Source organism: Mucilaginibacter gotjawali (genome assembly GCF_002355435.1).
GTDB classification, from domain to species: Bacteria; Bacteroidota; Bacteroidia; order Sphingobacteriales; family Sphingobacteriaceae; genus Mucilaginibacter; species Mucilaginibacter gotjawali.
The window spans coordinates 4,757,069-4,779,844 of sequence record NZ_AP017313.1; the positions used below are offsets into that span (position 1 = coordinate 4,757,069).

The following is a 22,776-nucleotide window of genomic DNA, read 5'->3' on the forward strand; positions in this document are numbered from 1 at the left end:
AATTTAAGCTTTTGCAATTAAACAATCAAACTGCAACATAAAAATTACCTAACATTCCGGCAAACTCAACGGAATATTGATAGCCAGGCCGCCATCCGAGGTTTCTTTATATTTTGAATTCATATCCAAAGCCGTCTGCCACATGGTTTTAACTACCGCATCCAGGCTTACCTTGGCGTTATCCGGATTCGTTTGCAGGGCAAGCTGCGATGCCGTGATAGCTTTTATGGCACCCATCGTATTCCGCTCAATGCAGGGCACCTGTACCAGGCCGCCAATGGGGTCGCAGGTCATGCCCAGGTGGTGTTCCATAGCAATTTCCGCAGCCATTAAAACCTGGCGCTGGGTGCCGCCCAAACATTCGGTCAGCGCCGCGGCAGCCATAGCCGACGATACCCCGATCTCCGCCTGGCAGCCGCCCATAGCTGCCGATATGGTCGCCCCCTTTTTAAAAATACTGCCCACCTCGGATGCGGTCAATAAAAACTGAATGATCCGCTCATCGGTATAACCATCGCAAAAAACGAGGTAATATTGTAAAACTGCTGGTATTACGCCTGCGGCGCCATTGGTCGGGGCGGTAACCACCCGTCCAAATGAAGCATTCTCCTCGTTAACAGCCAAAGCGAAACAACTTACCCAATCCAGTATGTTTTGAAAGCTGTTGCCGGTATCCCGCACCGCGTCTACCCATTCGTCATAATTGGTATAAACCCGGTTGCCAATAAGCCTCCTGTTCAAACTCGCGGCCCGCCTGGCTACATTTAAGCCCCCGGGCAAATACCCTGTGGTATGGCAACCGCGGTAGATGCATTCCTTCATGGCTTTAAAAATATTGAGTACGCCGCTACGTGTTTCCTGCTCGGTGCGCCATGCGGACTCATTTTCCATCACTACTTCTGATATTTTGAGCCCGGTTTTGATGCACCAGTGCAGCAGGTTATTGGCCGTTTCTATCGGGAAAGGCAAATCAACGTCGGTTTTTGTTTGCCCATCCCCGCCTTCTTTAACCACAAAACCACCGCCGATAGAGTAATAGGTTTCGGAGATTGCCGCACCGTTTGTTAAAAACGCCTGGAAGGTTACCGCATTAGGGTGAAAAGGCAAACTTTCGTTAAAAAGAAATAAAAGGTCTTCCGATTCATTAAATATAACTTCTTGTTTTCCGCCAACCAGCAACTTACCTGTTTTCCGGATCTCTGCAGTTTTCGGAATCACCTGATCAACTTCAAAAGTTACCGGGTCATCGCCGCTTAAGCCTAAAAGTATCGCGATATCCGTACCATGCCCTTTGCCGGTTTTAGCAAGTGAACCGTAAAGCAAAATTTTGACTTCTTCAACAAATTCCAGCGCCTTTTTATCAATAAGTGACTGCACAAATTGCTGGGCCGCACGCCATGGGCCAAGGGTATGAGAACTTGAAGGGCCAATGCCTATCTTGAAAATATCAAATACCGAAATCTGCTCTCTTTGCATAGAACAAAGGTATAATTGTATGAACACCTTTCATCGTGTACCATTTTTTTTACTTAAAAGTTTGAAATTCCAAAATAGAATTGATACATTCAAATCATATTTAAATCCTAATCAAAATCCAATCAAAAACAAAAACACATGGAAAGTTACGATTCATCATCAGCCGGCGCAGCAGCTGGCATTATGGCTTTATTTGCAGCGATGCTTATCCCTATTATTATCGTATGGCTTATTGTAGTTATCGGGCAATGGAAAGTTTATGCCAAAGCGGGAAAACCGGGTTGGGCATGTATTATCCCGATTTACAACTTAATCGTATTACTTGAAATTGTGGGAAAACCCATTTGGTGGATCTTTTTATTCATCATACCTTGCGTAAACATTATTTTTCTGGTTTGGACTTTAAACCTGTTGAGCAAGAGTTTTGGACAAAGTGAAGGTTTTACCATTGGTTTAATACTGCTAGGTTTTATTTTTTGGCCGATCTTAGGGTTTGGCAATTATCAATACCTCGGCCCATCAGCAGCAGAAGCAGGCGGCTTAAAACCACGGCAGCCATTTGATTCTTCGGGCTACCAAGACCCTAATAGTCCGCCCCAGGTTTAATTCTTAATAAATATGTACTTACAAATATTTTGCAGCCATTTAGTTTTTATTAAATGGCTGCAAAATCATTTATTAAAATGCCCATTTAAAGCCTTGACCGGTATTGATTGCCCTGGTTGCGGTTTTCAGCGTTCGTTGCTGGAAATGTTGCAAGGCAACTGGCATTCTAGTTTTGCATTATATCCCGCAACAATTCCTGTTATCCTTTTCCTTTTATACGGCATTGCCGATACGTTTTTTAAGCTCGACAACTCAAAAGACATTGTAAAGAAGTCGCTGTTTGTGTTAACAGGCGGTATCGTATTGATCAGTTATTGTGTTAAATTATGGTCGATATACCATCACTACAACCTATCAGCCTGAGAAGTTATGTGCGTATAATCTTTAATGATAGTTTGTAAAAACTGCATACTGTTCATATCCGGTGGCAGGGATATGCCAAGATGATTTCTGATCTTATCGGCCATATTGTAAACAAGCTGATTATTGCCATTTTTAAAATAGGTGGCAATCACTTCATGTATCAGGGCTATATCACTGTCATTTAATTCGCTGGCCTGCGTAAACACCGGTTCGTAAGCGCTTTCTGTCAAAGGAAAGGCAATATTATTCATGGTGGTCCGGGGCGATGTTTTTATAAGAACTGTTCCTGCAACAAGGTCACCTACGCGCTGTCCGTTTTCAGTAACCGCAGCTGTTACCAGTCCACATAATCCACCCGTCAGGCTAAAATCAACCATCCTGAACAACCACCGTAACAAAAACTGGCTAAATTTCGGCCGGGCTCCATCCAAGCTGATCACGCGTATCTTAACGGCCCGCTTACCTAAGCTTTGCCCGTTAAAAAACACCTCGCAAACCAGGTCATAAAAAACAAAAATTAAAGCCAAAAACGCATAAAAAATAATGATAGCAGTTTGAGAACCCGACACGCTAAAAAAAATGCCGATAAATAAAAACGGGATAAAAATTACAAAATCAATTATCCGTGCCAGGATGCGTTCGCCAAGCCCCCCTATCTCATAGTCAATATCTATGTTTTGGGTTGTATGTATTGTGATTATTCCCATTTTTAACAAATATATATTTGTTATTTAATTTATGATTGCAGATTAAAAATTTGTCACTATTTTAAACAAAAAAATCCCAAAAAAAATGCGTGAGGCTTTATTTGTAAAACAAGGTAAAGAAAAGTGGAAAGGCTATGAAGATTTGAAAAATACCGGCCCGGATGAACTTGCCGAATCTTTTATTCAAATAACAGATGACCTTGCATACGCCAAAACGTTTTACCCAAAATCAAACACCACTAAATATTTAAATGGGCTGGCCTCTACCTTCCACCAATCTATTTATAAGAATAAAAAAGAAAAAACGAATAGGTTCGTCACCTTCTGGAGTTATGAATTGCCCTTAGTTTTTTATAAACAGCGGAGAGCGCTTTTATATTCTTTCTTATTTTTCATGGTTTTTAGCCTGATGGGTGCCCTTTCTGCAAAATATGATAACACGTTTGTGCGCCTGATCATGGGCGATCAATATGTTAACATGACCAATGCAAATATTGCCAAGGGCGATCCCTTTGGCGTTTATAAACAATCAAATCCGTTTTTAATGTTTGTCGGCATTGCTGCAAACAACATTATGGTTGAATTGATGATATTTGTAATGGGGATTTTTTTTTCGGTAGGGAGTATTTATCAGCTGCTAAAAAACGGCGTTATGCTGGGTGCATTCCAATATTATTTCTTTAGCAAAGGCTTTGGTTTGCAATCTATCCTGGTGATATGGTGTCATGGTACGCTCGAAATCTCTGCTATTATACTGGCAGGCGGTGCGGGGCTTGCTATGGGTAACGGCTTTCTTTTTCCAAAAACCTATTCAAGATTTGAATCTTTAAAAAAGGGTGCAAAAGACGGACTAAAAATAGCAATAGGCCTGATCCCTGTATTTTTAACCGCAGCTTTTTTTGAGGGTTTTATTACCCGCAAAACTGATATGCCGATATGGATAAGTATTGCTATATTAACCGGGTCGTTCTTGTTTATTAGCTGGTATGTTATTATATACCCCAGACACCTTAACCGAAAATTAAATCACAATAAATAACCTTTTATGAACCAACCTATTGAGCTTAGAAAAACACGGGACTTTGGACAGGTAATTAACGATTCTTTTACTTTTTTAAAGGAAAACTTCAAACCATTATTTCTTTCATTGCTTATTATCTGCGGCTTTTTTATAGTTGTTGGTACGGTAACTTCAGTTTTTCAATATATGGGGATGATGAATTTGTACAGAGGGGCGTTCCCGTTTAATGCCAATGCAAATGCATATAATGTGCCTGAATATACGGTTACTTATTTTGTGAGCCTGCTTTTTAATGCCTTTGTTATGATCATGTTACAGGTTTGCATACACATGGTAACATTGTGTTATATCTCGGTATATCTTCAAAAAGGAAATTTAAAACCAACTTTTGAAGAAGTTTGGGGCTATTTTAAATTTTATTTTTTCAGGGTGATCGGCAGTGGTATTGTTATTGCAATTTTAATAGGAGTTGGTTTCCTGCTTTGTGTTTTCCCAGGGATTTATGTTGCCAACGTTTTCTACCTGGTCATCCCCATTATTATTATCGAAAACACTTCATTCAGTTATGCTTTTAACCGGAGTTTTAAGTTAATTAAAAATAATTGGTGGTTTGTATTCGGCATTATATTTATCACTTCATTGATCGTTGGCATTGCCAGCTCGTTTGCGGGTATTCCCCTAACTATTCTCACTGTTGGTTCCAGTTTCTTTTCAAACAAAAGCTTTACACTCCCCCTGCTTATATTTTTTAGCGCATTAAGGAATATTTTGATGCTTGCATATGCCTTATCAGCTATCGCGGTAGCATTATGTTACTTTAACCTTTCAGAAGAAAAAGAAGGGCTTGGTTTAATGGAACGAATTGATAAGTTCGGTAAAAGCAATGAAAACGATTCTTCCCATCCTAAAGAAGAATACTAAATATGATGCGTCGGGTTTTCGTCTTTATTTTTTCGTTGGTATTTTCAATATTTTTATTGACTACGGCCCTTGCGTCCGGCAAAAAACATATCCAGGCAAAAATCAGGCCTGACAGTTCAAAAATAGAAGTAAAAAAAATCAGCGATCAGGCAATTGAAAAGTTCAACCATGATAAGGATTTTGATTACCGCGAAGGTACGGCATATGACATGTCAGCCTGGACAAGGTTTTGGGCATGGGTAGCTTATATTATCGATTGGCTCTGGTCCAAGATTAAAAGCGCGTTTATTTCAGTTCCGGGCAGCGCAACCTTTTTAAAATACCTGTTGCTGGCCATCGCCATTGGTTTTGTGGTATATATTGTTTTAAAATCACTGGGGATCGACGTATCTAATTTATGGCGGCGTGAATCGAAAAAAATACAGGTCCCCTTTACGGAATCACTGGAAGATATTCATGGGATAGACTTTGATAGTGAAATTGAAAAGGCCATTTCACAACATAATTATCGGCTTGGCGTACGCCTATTGTACTTAAAGTGCCTGAAACAACTCAGCGATGGCAAACTAATAACCTGGCAAATTGATAAAACCAATGCCGCCTATTTATATGAGCTAACTGATGCGGAACAAAAACAAACCTTCAGCTCATTAACAAAGGAATTTGAATATATATGGTATGGTAATTTTTCTATAGATCAAAAAGGCTTTAACGGAATTTACCAGCTTTTCCAGGACTTTAAAAAACAAATACTATGAAAAGCAAAAGCCTGAAAATATACCTGATCAGCGCCGGCATTTTACTGGTATTGTACATTATTGCGGAGGCGAATCGCCCTAAATCAATTAACTGGATCGATACATTAAATCATAACGATAAAATACCTTTCGGAACCTATATCATGTTCGAAAGGTTAAATGATATATATCCCGGTGCGCATATTGTTACTTACCGCCAACCGGTATATAGTGTTTTAGCCGAAGATTCTGTAAAAAATACATCGTACATCATCGTGGCCCCTGATGTGGAACTTACTGAAACTGATTATGACCAATTGGTAAAATATGTAAAAGCAGGCAATGATGTTTTTATAGGCGCAAAGTATTTTGGAAAGCTGATCAAAAAGGAATTAAAAGTTGAAACACGACAAACCTTTAATTTAAACAAAGCCGACTCCGTGCATTTTTTAAGCCCCGCCTTAAATCCTGATAAATATTATGGCTTGTTAAAAGGTGTAGGGAATATTTACTTCAATAATTTTGATACTTCCAAAACCATTGTAATCGGCGAAAATGCCGAGCATCGGGCTAATTTCCTGAAATTCAAGATGGGTAAGGGTGCCTTATATTTAATGGCCAATCCCAAATTTTTTGGCAATTACAGCATGCTCAATGTCCAGGGCCGCGCATACGCCTCAACAGCACTGTCATTTGTAAAAAATACCGACCAGGTTATCTGGGATGAATATTATACCATAGGTGATGAAACAAACGACTCGCCTATGCGGGTATTTTTTAGTCATGCTACTTTGGCTTGGGCTTATTACATCACCCTTTTCTCCTTGTTAGCTTTCGTACTATTTGAAATTAAAAGGCGCCAGCGCGTTATTCCGGTTATTGAGCCACTAAGCAATTCAACGCTGGATTTTGTTAATGTAGTCGGCCAGGTTTATTACGAAAAACGCGACAACGCAAATATCGCCCGGAAAAATATTCTCTATTTTTTGTCGCGCCTGCGCGATGAATTCCAAATTAAAACCAATAGCCTTGACGCAGAATTTAAAGAGAATTTGTCGGGCAAATTTGGTTTCGACAAAACGTTTTCCGAAAATTTTGTCGACTACTTAAATTATATAAATGAAAAGGATCACGTTACCGATCGTGACCTTATTAAATTAGACAATTTTATAGAAGAATTTTATACCAAATCAAGGTAATATGGAAGATGAACTATTTGAACAGAGAACCGATCTCAGCAAGTTGAGCCATGCTGTCGAACAAATAAAAACCACGCTTGCGAAAATCATTGTGGGCCAGCAGGAGAGTATCGACCTGTTGATCGCCGGGATCCTGGCCGATGGACATATTTTGATAGAAGGTGTTCCGGGTGTGGCAAAAACATTGACAGCGAAGTTAATTGCCAGGTCGATAAAAGCACAGTACTCGCGCATCCAGTTTACGCCCGACCTGATGCCTTCGGATATTTTGGGCACATCAGTTTTTAACCCAAAAACAACAGAGTTTGAGTTTAAGCACGGGCCGGTTTTTGGCAATATCATCCTGATAGATGAAATTAACCGCGCACCCGCCAAAACACAGTCGGCTTTGTTTGAGGTGATGGAGGAGCGCCAGGTAACCATTGACGGCCAGACCTATAAAATGCAGGAACCGTTTACTGTATTGGCGACCCAGAACCCTGTTGAACACGAAGGCACCTACCGCCTTCCGGAAGCACAACTGGACAGGTTTATCTTTAAGATAGAAGTTAAATATCCATCACTTGACGAAGAGATTGCGATCCTGACACAGCAACACCAGCATAAAACAGCTGAACAGCTGCTCGATATACAGCCTGTGTTATCAGGTGACGATATTGTTGCTATCAGGAACCAGGTTTTAGGCCTGCATGTAGAGGAAAAGCTCCTGGTATATGTTGCGAAACTGATCCACGAAAGCCGCAATAACAAGTCATTATATCTGGGGGGCTCACCACGTGCTTCGCTCGCCATCGTAAATGCTGCAAAAGCCATAGCTGCCATCAGGGGCCGCGACTTTGTAACACCCGACGATATTATTTACGTAGCCGCGCCGGTTTTAAGGCACAGGATAATGCTTACGCCCGATAAGGAAATGGAAGGCGCATCCCCTGATGATATCATTGCGCAAATGATCGGGAAAATTGAGGTACCGAGGTGAATTGGTGAGTAGTGAGTAGTGAAAGGTAATTTACATGTCAGCATCCAACTATAAAAAATAGTGAAGAAAGGTTCAGGTCTGTTTTATAAAAATCTGTTTTTAACTAACCGGTTATTTACCGCGCTGGGAGGCTGTGTAGTGTTGTTTCTGCTGGCTTTCTTTTTTCCATGGTTGGGTATCATACCCGAACTCGCCTTCTATTGCCTGGTTGTGCTGATGATGATGGATCTTTTTATGCTTTACCGCGTAAAAAAAGGCATTTTCGCCAAACGGCATGCCCCCGAACGCCTCAGCAATAATGATGATAACGAACTGGGGATCTATATTGAAAACTGGTACCCTTTTAATATTACTGCTGGTATTATTGATGAAATACCCATCCAGTTTCAAAAACGAGACCTTTGGTTCGATACAGAACTGAAGCCTCAGCAACGCAAACTAATCAACTATATCCTGCGGCCAACCAAACGCGGCGAGTATGAGTTCGGGTTGGTAAGGGTATTCGTAAAATCGCCTTTAAAGCTCATCAGCAGGCGTTACAACTTCGGTAAGGGCGAAACCTTACCAGTTTACCCTTCGTTCCTGCAGATGCGGAAATATGAGCTAATGGCCATATCTGATCACCTATCGGAGCTGGGCATCAAAAAAATGCGAAGGCTGGGCCATAGCCTGGAGTTTGAACAAGTAAAAAACTATGTACAGGGAGACGATTTCCGCACCATCAACTGGAAAGCCACTGCAAGGCGCGGAAGCCTGATGGTTAACTCTTACACTGACGAAAAATCTCAGCATGTATACTGTGTCATAGACAAATCAAGGGCCATGAAAATGCCTTTTGAAGGTTTGAGCCTGCTTGACTATGCCATCAATGCCAGCCTGGTACTCTCCAACATCGCTTTGCTAAAAGAAGACAAAGCAGGCCTGATCACCGTAGCCGAAAAAATTGGCGCAGTAGTACCTGCCGACAGGAAGCCTACACAGACCAACAAAATACTGGAGATTTTATACAAGGAGAAGACCCGCTACCTGGAAACAAATATGGAGCTGCTGTATAGCACTGTCCGTAATGTGATTAAACAGCGCAGCCTGGTGGTATTTTTCACCAATTACGAAAGCATCTCGTCCCTGCAAAGGCAGCTCCCTTACCTAAAAAGGATCGCTAAATTCCATTTGTTGCTGGTGGTATTTTTTGAGAATACCGAATTGAAAAAACTGAGCGAAAAACCGGCAGCCGATGTGGAAGGCATCTATATAAAAACCATCGCCGAAAAGTTTGCTTATGACAAAAAACTGATCGTTAAGGAACTGGCAAAAAACAACATCCAATCTATTTTAAGCACCCCGCAAAACCTGACCGTAAATACCATTAACCGCTACCTGGAAATAAAAGCTAAACAAAGGATTTGATCAGCCTGATTCAACGTGACATTTGCCGTTTTTTGATTTTGATCTAACTTAAGTGGCGACACTTTTTGAATTTTATTGTATTTGTGTATGCCCGAAGTAATTATTAAATATAAAAACATAAAAGCTTTGAAAGCTCTGCAGGAATTAGCAAAAACCTTTGATTTAGTAATTGAACAGCCTGAAGGCAAAAAACCACGATTAGATTTGCCAGTAAGGTTTGCTCAAAAACCGGATGCCAATGCTTTATCTGGCATATGGAAGGATAAGCCGGTTACGCTTGAAGAATTGCGTAAAAAAGCCTGGGGGTGAAAAGCCTAACCCGGTTTTGGGAAAGCAATGCCGGCAGCGGCCATTTTCTTCAGGATATTCTCCATTAATGAAATTTTAACCGACAAAAAATCATCCGGCAAAACCCAAACGTTTACGGTAAAACGGATACTGTCCACATCCATGGCAATAACTCCTACCCTAACCGGGAAATCCACTAAAATACTTTTCTCAGCCTTTATAATGTCAAGTACAATTGCTTTGGCTTTATCAATATCAGCCGCATAGCCCATTTTAAATTCAAAGTCCAGTCGCCTGCGGTTCTCACGGCTAACATTTACAATTACTTCGTTAAACAGCTTGCCATTGGGGATGATGATAGTTTTATTATCAACCGTTAATAACACCGTATAAAAAATCTGTATCGATGTTACTTTACCCTCCTGTCCCTGGGCTACAATACTGTCGTCAAGCTCAAATGGTTTTAGTAAAAGAATGAGCACTCCGCCGGCAAAATTTTGGAAGGTGCCCGATAGCGCCAAACCTGCCGCCACGCTAAATGCCCCTATAATAGTGGTAAACTCCGTTAAGGGCCAGCCAAGTATCTTCATCACTACGATGATCAGCAAAATATAAAAGGCAGTGATGGTTAAGCTTAAAAAGAACGGCTGTAAAGACGAGTGTACATGCCTTCTGGCCAAACGGTTGCTAAGCTTCGATCTGAGGAACCTGATCAGTTTTAACCCGATAAGTAATATGATGACTGCGACCAGGAAACGGGCGCCGTTGATTAATAACCAGTCGTAAACCAGGTCGTAATATTTTTGAAGCTTCATAAAGCTGCAAAGTTAGGGATTTATTATTTACCGTAAATAGTAATAAACAGTTCGGGGCCCTTAATGAACAACCAATCAACTATTTGGCTTTGTAAAAATTTCGTTTTTCCGGTCAGATGTTTCATAGCACGGATGCTGATTCAAATGCTGTGCCTGAATTACCATATATTGAATCTTAAACAAATTTACCCCGTATTGTAACTCAAAAAATACAAAATCAATCATTTGATTAACAAATGACCCTCCATTTACCCCATCATGACAATGCAAAAGTGTATAAAAACAAAACCCTGTCTGTTTTACCAGACAGGGTTTTAAGAAAAGTCTTGAGTCCTGAGTCTTAAGTCAAAAGTAAATACCACTTTTGACTTAAGACTTTCGACTCCAGACTCAGGACTTCATGATTACATCATGCCGCCCATGCCACCGCCGCCCATTGGAGGACCGCCGGCTTTTTCGTCTTCAGGATCATCAGCCAACACGCATTCTGTTGTTAACAACATTGCTGCAATTGACGCTGCGTTTTCCAAAGCTATACGGCCTACTTTAGTTGGGTCAATAACACCTGCACCAATTAAGTTTTCGTACTTATCGGTGCGTGCATTGTAACCAAAGTCACCTGTTCCTTCTTTAACTTTTTGAACTACGATAGAACCTTCGATACCTGCGTTTTCGCAAATCTGGCGTAAAGGCTCTTCGATAGCGCGACGGATGATCTGGATACCAGTATTTTCGTCTTCGTTAACACCTTTTAGGCCGGTAAGGGCAGCAACCGCGCGAATGAAAGCAACACCACCACCTGCAACAATACCTTCTTCAACAGCCGCACGGGTTGCATGTAAAGCATCATCAACACGGTCTTTCTTTTCTTTCATTTCAACTTCGGTAGCAGCACCTACGTAAAGTACAGCAACACCGCCTGATAATTTGGCCAAACGTTCCTGTAATTTTTCGCGGTCATAATCAGATGTAGTTGATTCGATCTGAGATTTGATCTGGCTTACGCGTGATTTGATCTCTTCTGATTTACCAGCACCGTTGATAACTGTTGTATTATCTTTGTCGATAACGATTTTCTCAGCAGTACCTAAGTAAGTAAGATCGGCGTTTTCTAATTTATAACCTCTTTCTTCTGAAATTACAGTACCACCGGTTAAGATAGCCAGATCTTCCAGCATTGCTTTCCTGCGATCACCAAAGCCTGGTGCTTTAACAGCAGCAACCTTCAGCGAGCCGCGGATCTTGTTAACTACCAAAGTAGCTAAAGCTTCGCCGTCAAGGTCTTCAGCAATAATTAAAAGTGGTTTGCCTGTTTGAACCTGTTTTTCAAGGATAGGAAGTAATTCCTTCATGGAAGAGATTTTTTTATCATAGATCAGGATATATGGATTATCCAGTTCAACTTCCATTTTATCAGCATTGGTCACAAAGTATGGAGAAAGGTAACCACGGTCAAATTGCATACCTTCAACAGTTTTAACTTCTGTTTCAGTTCCTTTTGCTTCTTCAACAGTGATCACACCATCTTTACCAACTTTAGCCATCGCTTCAGCGATCAATGAACCAATGATCTCATCGTTATTAGCCGAAATAGCTGCAACTTGTTTGATCTTGTTATTGTCTTCGCCAACTGTTTGTGATTGTTTTTTCAGATCTTCAACAACGGCTGCAACAGCTTTGTCGATACCGCGTTTTAAATCCATAGGATTTGCACCGGCAGCTACGTTTTTAATACCTGCGGTTACAATTGCCTGAGCTAATACGGTAGCAGTGGTAGTACCGTCACCTGCCTGGTCAGCAGTTTTTGAGGCTACTTCTTTAACCATTTGGGCCCCCATATTTTCTAAAGCATCTTTTAATTCGATCTCTTTAGCAACAGTTACACCGTCTTTTGTAATGATAGGTGAACCGAATTTTTTATCAATAATTACGTTACGACCTTTAGGGCCTAATGTTACTTTAACCGCATTGGCTAAAATATCCACGCCGCGTTTAAGGGCATCGCGTGCTTCAACATTGTATTTAACTTGTTTTGCCATGATTTTTAATTTTTGAATTAGTGATTTAGTGAATTAGTGATTGAAGGCCTGATTCGATAATTCAATCCTTCAATAATTCAATAATTGATTAAAGAACGGCGTAAATATCAGATTCACGCATAATTAAATACTCCTTGCCTTCGTAGGTGATCTCGGTACCTGCATACTTACCATATAAAACATGGTCACCAACTTTAACGGTCAAAGGCTCATCTACTTTTCCGTCGCCTACAGCAACAATAGTTCCGCGCTGAGGTTTTTCTTTAGCAGTATCCGGAATAATGATCCCGGAAGCAGTTTTCTCTTCGGCCGGAGCAGCTTCCACTACTACCCTGTCTCCGATAGGTTTAATGTTTAATGACATAGTTATACAATTATTTAATTTTTAGAAATAAATTTAAGTCCCGACTTCGCCGGGCTGGTCTGCCTCCCATTCCTCATCAATTATGCCAAGCAAAAATATCCGCCCTAATTGACATATAAATGCTGTTTTATTGTCAGATTTTTCAGTTTTTCAGTTTTAACTTAATATTACCTTAAAACTGAAATGCCATCGTGTCAGTAAGATTTTTTTAAAGCAGGGGCAAAAAAATAGCCCCATCTCAACAGAAATTGGGACGGGGCCATTTAATATATTTTTATAAAACCTTACTTTCCCTTTTGAGCGGGAGCAGGCTGATTGTTTGCAGGAGTTTGTGCAGGAAAACTTACAGGGGCTGCAGCAGGAGTAACCGGTTTTGAAGCGCCTTCTGTTTGCTCTTTAAATTTGTTTACGGTTGTTTGCGTACCGCCCTTAACGGCCACATTAATGGCCATCGATAATACGATAAGAATGATAGCAAGTCCCCAGGTTCCTTTTTCAAGGAAATCACCGGTTTTTTGAACGCCCATCAGTTGCGATGAACTTGAAAAATTTGACGATAAACCGCCGCCTTTAGGGTTTTGTATCAATACGATCAGTACTAATAACACACAAACGATGATCGCGATGATCAGTAATAACTGGTACATTATATTATATTAATTGGTTTTCTTTTCTAACTGTTCTATTTTGTCTGCAAAGTAACGGCTTTTTTCCGGAAATCTCAACATCAATTTTTTATACGATGCGATAGCTTTATGATAAAGCATCTGGTCGGTATAAATGGCCGCCAGTGTTTCGGTTACCAGCTCGTCCCTGTCTTCCGAGCTTTTTTTCGCCTTGTTCTCATTATCCAGCTTATCACTGCTTTGGGGCCTGATCTGGGGCTCTTCTTTTATAAAGCGCTCAATGATCACATGTTCCTTACGTTTAATGTCATAGGGGGCCTTTGGCGGCGCCGCACTTTTGTCCAGGTCGTCAACAGTAGTAATATGAAAAATATTCTCAAAATACTGCTGCTGCAGTTCGTCTGTAAGTTTTTTAGGCCTTTTGCCTGGCTGGGTATTGGCGGCCGGTGGCTTTACATACGGCTGGTAAACTGCCGAATGCTCTTTACGCGTTTTATCCAGCCACCACAAAAAAGAATAAGGTAGTTTTTCGTCGTTGTATTTTGATACGTCTATTTGTTCGGCGTCGGCTTGCCCGTTAGCAGCGGCCGTCGGCGCAGCTTGTTCCGCTTCCTCCTCTTCAGGGTCGGCATGCGCACCAAATTCCCTGTCAAATGAGAAAAAACTATCCCCCGTGGCGGGTTTATAAGTGGACTGATCGCTAAAATGAATATTTTCTATCCCAACAATCTCGTCGTAAGTTTCATCAATATCTTCGTTTACAGGTTTCTCCGTTTCCTTCGTTGCCTGTTCTTTATGATGCTCTTCAGCAGGGAAGGCTTCGGGTTCAAACCGTTCCGTTTCGTCAATAATGGCAATGGGTTCAATATTTTCAGCCGTTTCTATTTCAGCAACCGGCTCACCATTTTCGATGGACGCTTCTTCTTCAATTATCGCAATTGGTTCAATATTTTCAGTTGCTAATTCTTCATTTATTTCAGCAGCGGGTTCCGGAGCAGATGATTCAGGAGCAATAATGGTTACAGGCTCTTCCTGTGCCAAATGAATATCTTCAAAAATTTGGGGTGCTGATTCCGCCTCATTTTCTGCTATTTCCGGGCGAATAGCCTCTTCATGATTTTCATCACCAAAGTGCGGCTTCAAATGTGGTATTTCGCTTTCAGGGATGACTGATTCAATCAACTCATCCTTATTTTCAGCAAACGAATCTTCTATATGCTGCGTTAGCGGCGGCGCCTCCGTTACATTTGCAACAGCTTCAGGAATGAGTTGCGGCTCCCGTTCTTCAGCAGCAACATGCTCAACTGGTTCTATTCCGGGTTCTGCAATATCATGATTTTCGGCCGTTGGTTCATCGGGGTACGTAACTTCTTCATGCCCAGCAGCATATTCAGGTTCCGAAAAATGCCCCAATGGCGGCGATTCTATATCAACCAACTCAGCGGCATGATCGCCTGATTCTGCATGGATTTCGCTTTCCATTCCATTATACACCGGCAATCCAACATTTTTATCGCTAAAATGGGGTTCGCTTTGCTGAAAGCCGCCATTTATAGAAATACCGCTTTGTATAAATATCCGCTCCTCCGGTACGCCCGTAAAGCTGGAAGGCGCATTGATGAGTTTAAATAACGACTTCGGGTTAAAATAGGTGGAAGCCCGTTTTAAATTTTTCTCTTCGCTGGCATGTGCCAGCAATGCCTGTAAAATTCCGCTCTGTGGAAAATCATTCACCAGCCTTTGTAAATTATAGGCATATAAATGGGCATCATTTGCCGGATTGGCTAATAATGTCCATAAAAACTCATTCTGACTATTGTTTGAATATTGCTCCACGTGCTGAAACTACGAATTGCTTACCAATTTGCAAAGGCCTTATTAAAAATATCTTCTGTTAACTGTTTATTAATAGCTGCTATCAGGGTTTGTTCCTGTGTATTTATGTCGCCGCTGAAGTCCTGGTATTTGGTGAAAGACTCTTCAAAACTATCATTGTCTTTTTTCCCTTTTTCCAATAAGTTCTCATATTTTACCTTTACCGTAATAGTTAAACGGCTGGCCCCGGCTATGGGCGCCACATTGTTTGCCGTGGCATTGATAGATACCGGAGCGATGCTATAATCAGTAATAGCGCCAGACATAATAGCATCGGCCTCACCTTGTACCACAGCTAGCTTGGTTGTATTACGGATCCGGGTTTTCAATGCTTCGGTAAAATTCGTACTCAGATTATTCACCACCAGTTGGGCATTGTTCTCAAAAAATTCAACCCTGATGGTTTTCATATTGACCGGGATCGACGCGCCGCTTAATTTTAACGAATAACTGCACGATGAGCCAAGTAAAAACAAACCGATAACAACCAACAATAATCCGGGGATCCTTTTCATCTCAATTATAAATTTAACTCTTTTATTTTACGGTACAAAGTCCTTTCAGATATTCCCAGTTCGCTCGCGGCAAGTTTACGTTTCCCCTTATGCTTTTTCAATGCCTTGCGGATCAGGTCCGACTCCTTATCAACCAGCGAAAGTGATTCTTCAACCTCTTCTGCGTCATGCGTAATATTGTACGGATTGGTATTGATATTATTATTGGTAACGGGTTTTTGTAAAGTAAATTGCGGTTCGTGATTGCCAGGCATTTCAATATCCCTGTATAATTGGTTTATTGATTGCGCATTACCTGAATGATTGATAGAAACACCCCCGTTTTCGATAATATCGGCCACCAATTTTTTCAACTCCACCATATCCCGTTTCATATCAAATAACACTTTGTATAAGATATCCCTTTCTGAAAAATCTTCCTTTTGCTGGTTATCCAGGCGCATAGGCAAATTTTTGCCGGTTTGTTCGGCCGGGATATAGGATAACAGGGTTTGAGCAGTGATAACGCGGTCACGCTCGAGCACGGCAAGCTGCTCGGCCATGTTTTTTAGCTGCCTGATGTTGCCCGGCCACGAATAATTGATAAGCACCTGTTGTGCTTCCTCATCCAGCTGTATAGGCGGTGTGCGGTATTTATCGGTAAAATCCGAAGTGAATTTTCTGAAAAGCAGGTAAACATCTTCTTTTCTGTCGCGCAACGGCGGGATACGTAAAGGCACAGTATTTAACCGGTAATACAAATCCTCCCTGAATTTACCGTTTTTTACAGCCTCGTAAACATCAACGTTGGTAGCCGCAATAACACGAACATTGGTTTTTTCAACCTTTGATGAACCTACTTTAATATACTGGCCTGATTCAAGCACCCTCAGTAAGCGGGCCTGTGTACCCAGGGGCATCTCGGCAATTTCATCCAAAAATATGGTGCCGCCATTCACGGTTTCAAAATACCCTTTACGTTCGCCAACGGCGCCGGTATAGGCGCCTTTTTCGTGGCCGAATAATTCTGAATCTATCGTCCCTTCGGGGATAGCCCCACAGTTTACTGCAATAAAGGGCCCATGTTTACGCGGGCTGATCTGGTGAATAATATGTGAAAACACCTCCTTACCGCTACCGCTTTCGCCGGTAATCAATACAGAAATATCCGTCGGTGCCACCTGTATGGCTATATTTATTGCCCGGTTAAGCAATGGCGAACTGCCAATGATCCCGAAGCGTTGTTTTATTTCCTGTATCTCCATGCGGTTAGAATCAAGAGTCAAGAATCAAGATTCAAGACAAAAATTTAAGTTTGAGGATTTAATTAAGAAATCCCCCTAATTAGCTAAGACTATTCAGTCTCAATTTTATTTTAAATTATCCCTGAATACAAAAATCATTTTTTGTATTTCAGATGTTAACGCCAAACAACTCTTCAGTTTTTCAGCATCTCCATATTTTCGGCGTTCACAAATCAGCAATTGGGTTTCTTTGACTCCTGGCTCTAAACAACTTTCCCGATCAGGGTAGCTGTTGTACTCCTGTCGATTAAAACGTTTACATACTGCCCCGGTTTATAATTTTCACCTACCGGGAAAACCACCATCGCGTTATTATCACTTCTGCCGCAATAATCATTGTCTGATTTTTTTGAAAAGCCTTCGATCAAAACCTTTTGTACGGAACCAACCTGCGCCTGTAGCCGAGAGAATGAGTATTGCTGTTGTTTGGCAACTACATCTTTCAGGCGCTGGCGTTTTACCGCGTCAGGGATATCGTCAGCATAACGTTTGGCTGCTAAAGTACCCGGGCGTTCGGAATACATAAACATATAGGCAAAGTCATACTGCACATAATCCATCATGCTTAAGGTATCCTGGTGTTCTTCATCCGTTTCGCTGCAAAACCCGGTGATCACATCGGTTGAAATGGCACATTCGGGGATGATCCTCCTGATCGCGTCGATCCTGTTGATATACCAGTCGCGGTCATACGTACGGTTCATCATTTCCAGCACACGGCTATTGCCCGATTGTACCGGCAGGTGGATATAGTTGCAAATATTATCGTGTTTTTTTATGGTGTACAGCACTTCGTCGGTAATATCCTTTGGGTGGGAAGTTGAAAAACGCACCCGCAGATCGGGATTGATCAAGGCAACCATTTCTAAAAGGTTGGCAAAGTTGACTTGCTGTATATCACCTAAACCCTCTGCTTTTTCTTCTTCCGGACTTTCGGACTTCCCGACTTTCGGACTTCCTCCCCATTTATACGAATCCACATTTTGCCCCAGCAAGGTAACCTCGCGGTATCCCTGGTTAAACAAATCAGTACATTCTTTAACGATGGATTGCGGGTCGCGGCTGCGCTCGCGGCCACGTGTAAAAGGCACTACACAAAACGAACACATATTATCGCAACCCCGCATAATTGATACGAAGGCATTAATACCATTGCTGTTAAGGCGTACCGGGCTTATATCCGCATAGGTTTCTTCCCGTGATAAAAGCACATTCACTGCTTTCTGTCCACTATCCACCTGGTCTATCAGGTTAGGCAGGTCGCGGTAAGCATCAGGGCCAACCACTACATCCACCAATTTTTCTTCTTCTAAAAACTTTGATTTTAAGCGTTCGGCCATGCAGCCAAGCACACCAACTACCAGTCCGGGGTTCTTCACCTTGGCAATGGTAAATTCGCGCAAGCGGTGACGAACGCGCTGTTCAGCGTTTTCGCGGATAGAACAGGTATTGATAAATATCACGTCGGCAACATTAAAATCCGAAGTTGTTTCATATCCCTGATCCAGCAAAATAGAAGCTACTATCTCACTGTCAGAGAAATTCATGGCACAGCCATAACTTTCAATATAAAGTTTCCGGCCATTATTTTTTGCCTTTTTTGTTTCCAATACCAGGGCTTCTCCCTGCCTGCTTTCGTCGTGCACTTTATCTGCAATTGCCAGATCCATCATCTATATAAAAAATTGGTTTGCAAAAATACATAAAATTTAAATACAAGATGACATATTGTCAGTAATAACAAAATCCTTACATACTTGTTATAAAAACTGTTTAATAAATACTCGTGGAATCAATAGAAGCAAAAACTATCAAAAAAATCCGTAAATGGCCCTTTGTTTTTTTGGGAATTATCCTCCTGATCGCCGGCGCGGGCTATTATTTTTATAATCAATACGTTGCAGGCAATCGCTGGAAGCCCGTGTTACAAAAACGGCTGAAAGAATTGGTGCTCAGTTCCAGTGACAGCTTGTATCATATTGAATATTCAGATTTCGACCTCAATATCACATCCGGTAACGCAACGCTTTCGGATTTCAGGCTCATTCCTGATACAGCTGTGTATGAAAAGCTGGTAAGGCTGAAAAAAGCTCCGGATAACCTTTTTATACTGAGTGTTAAAAAGTTGTCCATCAAAAATATTGGCGCCCGTAAGGCATATTACGATAAAATACTGGATATAGACAATATCACCATCGAGAACCCAAGCCTCACCATCATTGATAAACGGTATCACTTTAATGATACTGTAAAGGTCGGAAAGCCAAAAACGCCTTATCAAATAATGAAAAAAGTATTTAAGCAATTGCGTATCGACTCGATCTCATTAAAAGATATCAGTTTAAATTACATCAACAAAAACAAACCGGTAACCAAACAGACTGAACTGAAACACCTTGATATTGATATTTCTGATGTTTTTATTGATTCATTGTCCGGGTCGGACTCATCGAGATTTTATTACACCAAAGGAGTGAATGTTACGGTTCATGACTATCATATCGCTACGCCCGACGGTTTATATGATGCCAGGGCGCAAAAAATCTATTTTTCGACCTCCGAAAGAAAAATTGTATTGGATAACCTTTCCCTTTCGCCCAGATACAACCGTGATGATTTTTACAAACAAACAGGAAAAACCGGCGATATTTTTACCTTAAAATTTAAAAAAATAGATATAAACGATATCGACCTGCAGGATTTTTTACGTGCCCAGGTGCTATATGCCGGCGTAATGAACATCAGCAAACCAGATGTGCAGATCTATACAAATAATGCTTATAAAGGAAAAAAAGGGACAAAAATTGGGATGGATCCCCAGCAGGCACTCCAAAAGGTAGCCCTGGATATGCGGATCAAACGGATCAACATTAAAAATGCAAGGATCAGTTATTCGGAAACGGATAAGATCACCAACGCCACCGGTGAAATTCTTTTTACCCATACCAACGGCTATATTTTAAATGTAACCAACGATGATGATCAAAAAAAGCGAAATCCCTATATGCGGGCCTTTATCGATACACGATTTATGGACGCCGCTCCGTTCAGCGTAAATTTTAAATTTAACCTGGTGGCAAAGGACGGCGCATTTAATTATTCGGGCGAATTGGGTAAGTTTGATGGAAAGGTGCTTGATAAGCTGGTAAAGCCTTTGGCCATGGTACATATCCAATCGGCCGATATTGAAAAACTTGATTTTAATGTTAATGCGAGTAACTATGCCGGTAAAGGCGACATTAAGTTTTATTATAAGAACTTAAAAATTCAGCTGCTAAAAAAAGTAGAAGGAAAAAACGAACTGCAAAAACTGGGATTTTTTTCGGCCCTGGCCAATAACCTGATCCTGGAGCAAAACAACCCGGGCAAGGACAGTGTATTACGGCCCGGCCCCATTGATTTAAAGCGCGAGCCGGATGTGTCGTTTTTCAGCTTTTTATACAAGGCCCTGCTGGATGGTTTAAAGCCGAGCGTGGGTTATGATAAAAAAACAGAGTCGCAGGTTAACACTACTATCGTAAAAGTTAGTAATTTGGTAAACACAATTAAGGAATTTAAGGAAAAACGAAAAGAACGGAGAGCAGCGCGAAAAATGGCGCGGCAGGCAAAACGGGATTCATTAAATAAAATAAAAGAAAACAAGGGTAATTAATGGCTTTTAACCTATTTAAGCGTAAATGGCATAAAACTACAGCGGTTATTGTTGCAATCCTTATCTCCCTTGTTTTAATTTTTTCCATATTCGTCAATAGCTACTGGTCGCCCATATTATCTTCAAAAGTGAAGGAAGTAGTGTTGAAGAGCAGCGATGGGTTGTACACTGCAAACTTCTCTTCTGCCGAACTTCACGTAATCCGGGGATCGATAGATATTTTTAATATTACCTTTAAACCCGATACTGCCGTTTATAACCTCAGGAAGAAACAAAACCTGGCGCCCAACAATATGGTTGAACTTCATGTAAAGCGCCTTACGTTAAATCATATACATCCTTTTAAATTATATTTTCAGCACAAACTCCAAATTGGCGAGGTTTTGATGGAATCGCCGGTAGTTGAAATAAGTTACCGTTTGAATCACAAAAAAGACACGGTGTTAAAAAACAACAGCACCGCCTGGCAAAAAATATCAAAAAACCTGCGTTCTATCCAAATCGGCAGTATTCTTTTAGGGGATGTGAAACTAAAATATGAAGATTATTCGGGTGCTGATTTAGCTACTACTGAATTTAAAGAGATGAATTTGAGCGCAAAAGACCTGCTCATTGATTCTGCTACCCAAACGGACAAGTCGCGGTTGCTATACTGCAGGGATATAATTTTAGAATTGAATAACTATGCAGCTAAATCACCAAACGGGTTGTACACCTATAAGTTTGATCACGTTAAATTATCCACGCGGCAATCAAGGTTAAATATTGAAGGGTTAACGCTTACGCCGATAAAAACCAATGCATTTTTTTCAAAGAGCGATAGGGACAAGTTCACAATGCGGCTTGATTCGTTGCAATTAGATCGGTTTGATTTTTTAAATTATCATAAGTACAGGCTGGTTACGGCATCAAAATTATCGCTAAAAAAGGGAAGTATTGAAGTTTTTGGTAACCCAAATCATAAAAAACCATCTTCAGACAGGGTGGTCACTTTCCCAAATGTCGGGCTGTTTAAAATAAATGCCGATATAGAGATAGATACCGCCATACTTCAGCACATTGATGTATTTTACAGTGAATTTAATCAAAAATCAAATAAAACGGGTACCATCTCTTTTAACAATACAGATGGCCGTTTTCTGAATATTACTACCCGGCCAACAGCATTGCAAAAAAACAACATTTGCGCAATTGACCTTAACACCTGGTTTATGAACCAGGGCAATCTTGATATCAAATTTGCATTTAATTTAACCGACCCCAACCATTCGTTTTCCTATAAAGGTCACCTGGGCGCGTTGAACCTGAAAGTGCTCAATTCGGCTACCCGGCCACTAACGATGATCAAGGTAAACTCAGGCACTTTAAAACAATTTGATTTTGATATTAAAGCCAACAGTACACAAAGCCGGGGGAAAATCACGATGCTGTACAACGACCTTACCGTAAGTTTATTGAAACCAGACAGCGTAATGAATAATTTACGGGCCCGGCCAATTGAATCGTTATACGCCAATGTATTTATATTAAAACATGATAATCCTGATAAGGCAGGCGGTAGACCCCGGTCGGTGTTCGTTACCGAAACCCGTCCGCCGGAGAGCCCGTTTTTTAAATTCGCGTGGAAAACCCTGTTAAGCGGCATAAAACCCGCCATCGGCCTCGACCAAAAAAAGCAGGGGGAGATTATTGCCAAGGTAAATCAGATGGCGATAAACAAACAGGACCGCCTGGTAAAAAAACAGTTGAGGATACAGCGCAGGGAAGAACGCCGCAAAAAAAGGGAAGCAAAAGCAGTTCAACAAAGTAAAAACTAATACGCCTGGCTAACAGCTTCCCGTATCGTATTTAAAATCTTCTCCCGCCGTGCAACACTTTTGTATTTGGTTACATCTTATCGTTA

The 22,776-nt window shown here is 41.1% G+C and carries 21 protein-coding genes; 11 read left to right on the forward strand and 10 right to left on the reverse strand.

The genetic code is table 11. The features are described 5' to 3' along the window. Nucleotides 1–48: 48 nt before the first annotated feature. On the reverse strand, nt 49–1,476 hold the full coding sequence (locus tag MgSA37_RS20950) for an L-serine ammonia-lyase (RefSeq protein WP_096354721.1): 1,428 nt from the start codon (nt 1,474–1,476) through the stop codon (nt 49–51). A 138-nt stretch (nt 1,477–1,614) separates the two neighbouring features. On the opposite strand from MgSA37_RS20950, the gene MgSA37_RS20955 reads away from it, so the two are divergent. Both MgSA37_RS20955 and MgSA37_RS20960 read left to right on the forward strand, forming a co-directional pair. Beyond that, entirely contained in the window at nt 1,615–2,082 is a 468-nt protein-coding gene (locus MgSA37_RS20955) for a DUF5684 domain-containing protein (protein ID WP_183475879.1), read from the forward strand. Between the two features lie 12 nt (nt 2,083–2,094). Further along, on the forward strand, nt 2,095–2,445 hold the full coding sequence (locus MgSA37_RS20960; protein ID WP_096354722.1) for a DUF2752 domain-containing protein: 351 nt from the start codon (nt 2,095–2,097) through the stop codon (nt 2,443–2,445). Here the strand turns inward: MgSA37_RS20960 and MgSA37_RS20965 are convergent. After that, nucleotides 2,427–3,152 carry an RDD family protein gene (locus MgSA37_RS20965; protein WP_096354724.1) on the reverse strand — a complete coding sequence of 242 codons (726 nt, stop codon included), beginning with the start codon at nt 3,150–3,152 and terminating at the stop codon, nt 2,427–2,429. The genes MgSA37_RS20960 and MgSA37_RS20965 overlap by 19 nt on opposite strands. 85 nt (nt 3,153–3,237) lie before the next feature. Here MgSA37_RS20965 and MgSA37_RS20970 point away from each other — a divergent pair, with 85 nt between their 5' ends. The 7 genes from MgSA37_RS20970 to MgSA37_RS21000 all read left to right on the forward strand — a co-directional run bounded on the left by MgSA37_RS20970 (nt 3,238) and on the right by MgSA37_RS21000 (nt 9,725). Next, complete coding sequence (locus MgSA37_RS20970) at nt 3,238–4,191, forward strand: stage II sporulation protein M (protein WP_096354725.1); 954 nt, start codon at nt 3,238–3,240, stop codon at nt 4,189–4,191. 6 nt (nt 4,192–4,197) lie between these two features. After that, the gene (locus tag MgSA37_RS20975) at nt 4,198–5,094 is read left to right on the forward strand and encodes a hypothetical protein (RefSeq protein WP_096354727.1); all 897 of its coding nucleotides are present in this window, start codon (nt 4,198–4,200) and stop codon (nt 5,092–5,094) included. Between the two features lie 2 nt (nt 5,095–5,096). Continuing rightward, nucleotides 5,097–5,852 (forward strand): hypothetical protein, encoded by a 756-nt coding sequence (locus tag MgSA37_RS20980; RefSeq protein WP_157750666.1) that lies wholly within the window; start codon nt 5,097–5,099, stop codon nt 5,850–5,852. Continuing rightward, nucleotides 5,849–7,030: a DUF4350 domain-containing protein gene (locus MgSA37_RS20985; RefSeq protein ID WP_096354729.1), complete on the forward strand. Its 1,182-nt coding sequence runs from the start codon at nt 5,849–5,851 to the stop codon at nt 7,028–7,030. The genes MgSA37_RS20980 and MgSA37_RS20985 overlap by 4 nt, the downstream gene beginning before the upstream one ends. Nucleotide 7,031: 1 nt before the next feature. Then, nucleotides 7,032–8,009 (forward strand): AAA family ATPase, encoded by a 978-nt coding sequence (locus MgSA37_RS20990; RefSeq protein ID WP_096354731.1) that lies wholly within the window; start codon nt 7,032–7,034, stop codon nt 8,007–8,009. Nucleotides 8,010–8,069: 60 nt separating this feature from the next. Then, a complete protein-coding gene (locus MgSA37_RS20995) occupies nt 8,070–9,416 on the forward strand; it encodes a DUF58 domain-containing protein (protein ID WP_096354732.1) in 1,347 nt (448 codons plus the stop codon). A gap of 87 nt (nt 9,417–9,503) precedes the next feature. After that, nucleotides 9,504–9,725 (forward strand): hypothetical protein, encoded by a 222-nt coding sequence (locus MgSA37_RS21000; protein WP_096354733.1) that lies wholly within the window; start codon nt 9,504–9,506, stop codon nt 9,723–9,725. A gap of 5 nt (nt 9,726–9,730) precedes the next feature. On the opposite strand, the gene MgSA37_RS21005 is transcribed toward MgSA37_RS21000, so the two are convergent. The 8 genes from MgSA37_RS21005 to miaB form a co-directional block, all read right to left on the reverse strand. Beyond that, complete coding sequence (locus MgSA37_RS21005) at nt 9,731–10,519, reverse strand: mechanosensitive ion channel family protein (RefSeq protein WP_096354734.1); 789 nt, start codon at nt 10,517–10,519, stop codon at nt 9,731–9,733. A gap of 404 nt (nt 10,520–10,923) precedes the next feature. Further along, entirely contained in the window at nt 10,924–12,558 is a 1,635-nt protein-coding gene (groL, locus tag MgSA37_RS21010; RefSeq protein ID WP_096354736.1) for a chaperonin GroEL, read from the reverse strand. Nucleotides 12,559–12,646: 88 nt separating this feature from the next. Next, entirely contained in the window at nt 12,647–12,922 is a 276-nt protein-coding gene (gene groES / locus MgSA37_RS21015; protein ID WP_096354737.1) for a co-chaperone GroES, read from the reverse strand. 284 nt (nt 12,923–13,206) lie between these two features. Beyond that, nucleotides 13,207–13,569, reverse strand: coding sequence for a preprotein translocase subunit SecG (gene secG / locus MgSA37_RS21020; RefSeq protein WP_096354738.1), 363 nt, complete (start codon nt 13,567–13,569; stop codon nt 13,207–13,209). Between the two features lie 9 nt (nt 13,570–13,578). Beyond that, complete coding sequence (locus MgSA37_RS21025; RefSeq protein ID WP_096354739.1) at nt 13,579–15,384, reverse strand: hypothetical protein; 1,806 nt, start codon at nt 15,382–15,384, stop codon at nt 13,579–13,581. A 20-nt stretch (nt 15,385–15,404) separates the two neighbouring features. Beyond that, complete coding sequence (locus MgSA37_RS21030) at nt 15,405–15,938, reverse strand: LptE family protein (protein ID WP_096354741.1); 534 nt, start codon at nt 15,936–15,938, stop codon at nt 15,405–15,407. Between the two features lie 5 nt (nt 15,939–15,943). Beyond that, nucleotides 15,944–17,182 carry a sigma-54 interaction domain-containing protein gene (locus tag MgSA37_RS21035; protein ID WP_096354743.1) on the reverse strand — a complete coding sequence of 413 codons (1,239 nt, stop codon included), beginning with the start codon at nt 17,180–17,182 and terminating at the stop codon, nt 15,944–15,946. 242 nt (nt 17,183–17,424) lie between these two features. Further along, complete coding sequence (miaB, locus tag MgSA37_RS21040; RefSeq protein ID WP_096354744.1) at nt 17,425–18,894, reverse strand: tRNA (N6-isopentenyl adenosine(37)-C2)-methylthiotransferase MiaB; 1,470 nt, start codon at nt 18,892–18,894, stop codon at nt 17,425–17,427. A gap of 113 nt (nt 18,895–19,007) precedes the next feature. Between miaB and MgSA37_RS21045 the strand changes: the two genes are divergently transcribed. Then, nucleotides 19,008–20,873 (forward strand): hypothetical protein, encoded by a 1,866-nt coding sequence (locus tag MgSA37_RS21045; RefSeq protein WP_096354746.1) that lies wholly within the window; start codon nt 19,008–19,010, stop codon nt 20,871–20,873. After that, entirely contained in the window at nt 20,873–22,690 is a 1,818-nt protein-coding gene (locus MgSA37_RS21050; protein WP_096354747.1) for a hypothetical protein, read from the forward strand. The genes MgSA37_RS21045 and MgSA37_RS21050 overlap by 1 nt, the downstream gene beginning before the upstream one ends. Nucleotides 22,691–22,776 lie beyond the last annotated feature (86 nt).

Bases quoted from the DNA above. Each gene is read 5' to 3' on its own strand.
- MgSA37_RS20950 (WP_096354721.1), bottom strand. From the start codon at position 1,476: ATGCAAAGAGAGCAGATTTCGGTATTTGATATTTTCAAGATAGGCATT.
- MgSA37_RS20955 (WP_183475879.1), top strand. From the start codon at position 1,615: ATGGAAAGTTACGATTCATCATCAGCCGGCGCAGCAGCTGGCATTATG.
- MgSA37_RS20960 (WP_096354722.1), top strand. From the start codon at position 2,095: ATGTACTTACAAATATTTTGCAGCCATTTAGTTTTTATTAAATGGCTG.
- MgSA37_RS20965 (WP_096354724.1), bottom strand. From the start codon at position 3,152: ATGGGAATAATCACAATACATACAACCCAAAACATAGATATTGACTAT.
- MgSA37_RS20970 (WP_096354725.1), top strand. From the start codon at position 3,238: ATGCGTGAGGCTTTATTTGTAAAACAAGGTAAAGAAAAGTGGAAAGGC.
- MgSA37_RS20975 (WP_096354727.1), top strand. From the start codon at position 4,198: ATGAACCAACCTATTGAGCTTAGAAAAACACGGGACTTTGGACAGGTA.
- MgSA37_RS20980 (WP_157750666.1), top strand. From the start codon at position 5,097: ATGATGCGTCGGGTTTTCGTCTTTATTTTTTCGTTGGTATTTTCAATA.
- MgSA37_RS20985 (WP_096354729.1), top strand. From the start codon at position 5,849: ATGAAAAGCAAAAGCCTGAAAATATACCTGATCAGCGCCGGCATTTTA.
- MgSA37_RS20990 (WP_096354731.1), top strand. From the start codon at position 7,032: ATGGAAGATGAACTATTTGAACAGAGAACCGATCTCAGCAAGTTGAGC.
- MgSA37_RS21000 (WP_096354733.1), top strand. From the start codon at position 9,504: ATGCCCGAAGTAATTATTAAATATAAAAACATAAAAGCTTTGAAAGCT.
- MgSA37_RS21005 (WP_096354734.1), bottom strand. From the start codon at position 10,519: ATGAAGCTTCAAAAATATTACGACCTGGTTTACGACTGGTTATTAATC.
- groL (WP_096354736.1), bottom strand. From the start codon at position 12,558: ATGGCAAAACAAGTTAAATACAATGTTGAAGCACGCGATGCCCTTAAA.
- groES (WP_096354737.1), bottom strand. From the start codon at position 12,922: ATGTCATTAAACATTAAACCTATCGGAGACAGGGTAGTAGTGGAAGCT.
- secG (WP_096354738.1), bottom strand. From the start codon at position 13,569: ATGTACCAGTTATTACTGATCATCGCGATCATCGTTTGTGTGTTATTA.
- MgSA37_RS21030 (WP_096354741.1), bottom strand. From the start codon at position 15,938: ATGAAAAGGATCCCCGGATTATTGTTGGTTGTTATCGGTTTGTTTTTA.
- MgSA37_RS21035 (WP_096354743.1), bottom strand. From the start codon at position 17,182: ATGGAGATACAGGAAATAAAACAACGCTTCGGGATCATTGGCAGTTCG.
- miaB (WP_096354744.1), bottom strand. From the start codon at position 18,894: ATGATGGATCTGGCAATTGCAGATAAAGTGCACGACGAAAGCAGGCAG.
- MgSA37_RS21050 (WP_096354747.1), top strand. From the start codon at position 20,873: ATGGCTTTTAACCTATTTAAGCGTAAATGGCATAAAACTACAGCGGTT.